Source organism: Deltaproteobacteria bacterium, assembly GCA_016931625.1.
Classification (GTDB): Bacteria; Myxococcota; XYA12-FULL-58-9; order XYA12-FULL-58-9; family JAFGEK01; genus JAFGEK01.
Genome location: JAFGEK010000008.1, coordinates 1 through 4,751, shown reverse-complemented (window position 1 = coordinate 4,751; position 4,751 = coordinate 1). Strand labels below are relative to the sequence as shown.

Sequence of the window (4,751 nt, the reverse complement as noted above, 5' to 3'; positions counted from 1 at the left end):
TTTTACAAATATTAAAATGCCAATACCATTAAGAGCTTGTTGGCCTATATTAGCAACTGCTAATGAAATTACTTGGATAGTGGGATTACGCCGCAGCAATACCGCGCCAGTCACCAATGATACGCGTCGGCTATTGATAATAGAAGTTAATGGCGTGCTTCCGTTTTATTCATGTTAATATAAAGAATACAAAGCGATCCCATTAATAAAAGGGAACGTTAAGGAGAGGTGTTTTGCGTCAGTCTCATAAGACAATTCTACTTTGGGGTGTTCTCATCCTAATGTTTTACTTGATTTACAGTATCGTCAGTTCTTCACGTGCTGAGGTAAAAGAAATTGCTTTTTCAGAATTTCTTGTCGCTGTTGAATCTGAGAAATTACAAAACGTCGACGTCGAAATTCGCAACGAATCTGAATTTCTATGGCAAGAAGGTAAAGTCCATAAAAAAACTATCGGTCGCTTGACTGACGAGGTAATGGATAAACTTTTAGCTAATAACGTTAAATTTAAATTAAATAACGAAGAATCAGGCGCTTTTTGGCAGACTTTACTGATCACTTGGCTGCCAATGTTTCTCGTGTTTCTGTTTCTTTTCTTCTTGATGAGGCAGCTACAAAGTGGCGGCGGCAAAGCCATGAGTTTTGGCAAAGCCAAGGCGCGACTTGTTTCTGAAGGCTCTCCCAAAGTCACATTTAAAGATGTCGCTGGGGCTGATGAAGCCAAAGAAGAACTCTCTGAGATAATTGAATTTTTACGTGACCCTAAAAAATTCACTCGTTTGGGTGGGCGTATACCCAAAGGTGTATTGCTTATGGGTTCTCCAGGTACTGGCAAAACTTTGCTTGCCCGTGCAATTGCAGGTGAAGCTGGAGTACCCTTCTTTTCAATCTCGGGTTCTGATTTTGTTGAAATGTTTGTAGGCGTTGGCGCCTCACGTGTACGTGATTTGTTTGAACAGTCTAAAAAACATGCCCCCTGCATTATTTTTATCGACGAAATTGATGCGGTTGGTAGACATCGTGGTGCGGGATTAGGCGGCGGCCATGATGAGCGCGAGCAGACGCTCAATCAACTATTAGTTGAGATGGATGGTTTTGAGTCCAATGATGGTGTCATTCTCATTGCTGCTACTAACCGCCCAGATGTTCTTGACCCAGCTTTGCTACGCCCTGGTCGATTTGACCGTCGAGTAGTAGTACCACGCCCTGATTTAGGCGGTCGTGGTGAAATTCTTAAGGTACACACCAAAAAAGTTCCACTTGAAGAAAACGTTGATCTAGAATTGATTGCTCGTGGCACGCCAGGTTTTTCTGGTGCTGATCTTGCCAATCTAGTCAATGAAGCTGCACTGGTTGCAGCGCGCGACAATAAGAGCAAAGTCGAACAAAATGACTTTGAATCAGCTAAAGATAAAGTGCTTATGGGCAGCGAACGCAAAAGCATGATCATCTCTGAAAAAGAGAAGCTTATTACTGCCTATCACGAAGCTGGGCATACTTTAGTTGCCAAAACGGTTCCTCAAGCTGACCCTGTACATAAAGTAACAATTATCCCACGTGGTCGCGCTTTGGGGTTAACTCAACAATTACCTATTGAAGACCGTTATAACCTTTCGCGCAGCTACGCCGCTGACCGTATCGCTATACTCTTCGGTGGCCGTATTGCCGAAGATATAATTTTTAGCGAAATTACTACAGGTGCCGGTAATGATATTGAAGTCGCCACTGATTTAGCGCGCAAAATGGTATGCGAATGGGGTATGAGCGAAAAGTTAGGACCACTAACTTTTGGTAAAAAAGAAGAAGCTATCTTTTTAGGCCGCGAAATTGCGCAGCATCAAGATTATTCTGAACATACTGCTGTTGAAATCGATGGCGAAGTACGACGTATTATTACCGAGCAATATGCTCGTGCTAAAGAAATTATTATGAGTAAACTTGAAGAGCTTAAGCGTATTGCCGAAGCTCTTATCGAATACGAGACTCTTGAAGCTAATGAGGTTCAAGACCTGATTGATGGTAAAAAACTAACGCGTGAGCCACCAAAAGTAAAAATGCCAACACGCGAAGAAATTGAAAAACGCTATCAACAAGAAAAAGAAAAGCGTAAAGAAAGTGATACAAAAGTACTAGCACCGTTGGCGCAAGATCCAACTAAAGCTTAGAGCATATTACTAATTTTTTATTTAATATAATCGACATCACTCTTCGTATTATCTTTAATTGGTGATCGATATGTTAATCCCGCCAAGCATTAATTTTGATTCACTTAAGCTTAATTTTGATAAACCCATACTCATGGGTATTCTTAATATAACTCCAGATTCGTTTTCTGATGGCGGCAGACTTACTTCAATTGAGTCTGCCCTAAAACTTGCCAGGGATATGGTGAGTGCAGGTGCACAAATTTTAGATATCGGTGGTGAATCAACACGCCCAGGTGCTATACCTGTGACCGCAACTGATGAGAGTAAACGGGTGCTCCCGGTAATCAATGCGTTAGTGGCTGAAAAATTACCAACAATACTCAGTATAGACACAGCTAAAGCTGAAGTGGCACAGGCGGCATTACAAGCTGGTGTTCATATAGTCAATGATGTGACAGCATTAGGTGATCAAAATATGGGTCGGGTAATAGCAAAAGCTAATGCTGCCGTGGTGCTAATGCATATGCGCGGTGAACCTCGTACTATGCAAGAAGGTGAAATCATATACAACGACGTCGTTGCTGACATTCGCACATACCTTGCTAATGCTATAAACCAAGCAGTTGCTGCTGGTATTAAACGCGAGCGCATTATGATCGACCCTGGTATTGGTTTTGGTAAAACCACGCAACATAACCTTACCCTTACTCGTCACCTTGGTGAGTTTGCCTCGCTTAACTGCCCTATTGTTTATGGACCATCGCGTAAACGTTTTTTAGGTGAAATTACCAGCCGCCCAATTTACGACCGTGACCGTGCTACTGCCGCAGTATGTGCTTTGGCGATAGCTAATGGGGCGCATGTGCTAAGGGTACATGATGTGAACGCGGTAGCTGATGCTGTTAAAGTTGCACATGCCGTAGCTAATACAACTTGAAAGATGACATTTTATTTAAATGGATTAGACCATCGTAATCCTTTAAATCGTGAAAAATCATAATCATTTGAATGTATTTCACATTGATACTCTATAGCAATAGCTGCAAGATGAGTATCGGTGGTTAGATTACCAGCAACTTTCGTATCAGTAAATAAACTACCAAGAATCGCCAAATGACGCGGCCCAGGATTTATTACCTGTACATGCCTTCGTTCATACCATGATGCCACTATCCCAACAGCTTCTGCAGGAAACATGGGGAACTGTAAAACTGCAGTATGTGTCATCAAACGAATAAAACCACAGCTAACTACCCATGGTATGGCGATAGGTGATGATAAATTGATAAGTTCTTCCCACCATAAACAAGCTTTAGAGTGTAATGGTGCATCAGCGTTATATGCATAAATAAGTAGGTTAATATCAGGAATAATCATTTATTCTGGTTGCCTAAAAAATCTTCAGTTTGTAATTGATCAATTAGTTGATTGAGTTTTTGTGGATCAATACCAGGGCGAAACCCACCGCGATGTGGTTTGATAATAAATTTGGGTTCTTGCGTCTTAGGCTGCTGAATCCCAATTAAAGCTTGGCGTAACAACTTATTTAATGTTTTTTTAAAACTTGTACGCTCACGATGCGCTAATTCTTGCACACTGGAACAAACATCATCGTCTAAAGTTATTGTAGTACGCATATAAGCATCATGATGCTATCATTAAATGATGTCAAGATGCGATTTAGTATTTTGTGTCAGTTAATGTTTAAAGAGGCACTGTACAAAGGCAGAGTTACAACGAAACGCAAATTCTGTTGTGTGGCAACTCTCATTTGCATTTCAAATAAACACGAAACCATTTGATTACAAAGTATTTGATTTGGCTTGACAATCAATGTTAACCTGGTTTACATATTCTATACTTTGAAGGAAAATGGGTTATTAGAAGGTATCTATCTTGCCCATCAGTGGCTTAGTACCTTAGAATCTACTCCGCGAGATTACGGTACTGGCGATTTATTATTTTCTGCGGATATCCATACAGTAGTAGCAATTAGCCGCAAACCCGGCTGTAGTCTGACAGAATTAGCAACATTTCTTAGCATTTCTAAAGCGGCAGTATCTAAATTTGTCAACAAACTTGAACGACTAGGCTATGTGATAAAACCAATAGCGCCTCAAGGCGGTCGCGCAGTAGCATTGCAATTAACTCGTAAAGGAATTTCGGCAGTTAATGCTCACAGTGCCTTCGAAAAAAAGGTATTTGGTCCATTACGGCAAATTGAGAAATCATTGTCACAAAGTGAATATGCTGCCGTAGCCCGCTTTCTTTCTTTATTACAAAAAGCTGTAACTCCCGAATAACAATCTTTAGCCAAACCAAAAGGAGTTTTTCATATGTGGTTGCTTTTAATGTTCACCTGGTTAACATATAAATTATTTTCTCTTCGCAATAAAAGCCATAGAGTAGTTATAACCAAGCGATGATGTAGTTATAATGCAATTCTACGTTATGGTTTCGGGTCTATTATTCTATTTTTTTTTATCAGTAAACTATATTTATTAGATTACTATAGAACCACTTGCAAAAGTCCTTATGATTTCCAATTATAGCAAATATAACGTCATCCCCGCGAAAGCGGGGATCCAAAATGTTTTGCAATAT

The 4,751-nt window shown here is 40.3% G+C and carries 5 protein-coding genes; 3 read left to right on the top strand and 2 right to left on the bottom strand.

Annotated features, from left to right (window positions below; all coding sequences use genetic code 11):
• The first annotated feature begins 281 nt into the window (after window positions 1–281).
• The gene (ftsH, locus tag JW841_00440) at window positions 282–2,165 is read left to right on the top strand and encodes an ATP-dependent zinc metalloprotease FtsH (GenBank protein ID MBN1959386.1); all 1,884 of its coding nucleotides are present in this window, start codon (window positions 282–284) and stop codon (window positions 2,163–2,165) included.
• 133 nt (window positions 2,166–2,298) lie between these two features.
• Window positions 2,299–3,084, top strand: a complete 786-nt coding sequence (gene folP, locus JW841_00435; protein MBN1959385.1) for a dihydropteroate synthase — start codon at window positions 2,299–2,301, stop codon at window positions 3,082–3,084.
• Between the two features lie 11 nt (window positions 3,085–3,095).
• On the opposite strand, the gene JW841_00430 is transcribed toward folP, so the two are convergent.
• Together JW841_00430 and JW841_00425 are read right to left on the bottom strand one after the other, a co-directional pair.
• Window positions 3,096–3,524: a type II toxin-antitoxin system VapC family toxin gene (locus JW841_00430; protein MBN1959384.1), complete on the bottom strand. Its 429-nt coding sequence runs from the start codon at window positions 3,522–3,524 to the stop codon at window positions 3,096–3,098.
• Entirely contained in the window at window positions 3,521–3,784 is a 264-nt protein-coding gene (locus JW841_00425; protein ID MBN1959383.1) for a hypothetical protein, read from the bottom strand. The genes JW841_00430 and JW841_00425 overlap by 4 nt, the downstream gene beginning before the upstream one ends.
• A gap of 225 nt (window positions 3,785–4,009) precedes the next feature.
• On the opposite strand from JW841_00425, the gene JW841_00420 reads away from it, so the two are divergent.
• Entirely contained in the window at window positions 4,010–4,450 is a 441-nt protein-coding gene (locus tag JW841_00420; protein MBN1959382.1) for a MarR family transcriptional regulator, read from the top strand.
• Window positions 4,451–4,751: the final 301 nt, after the last annotated feature.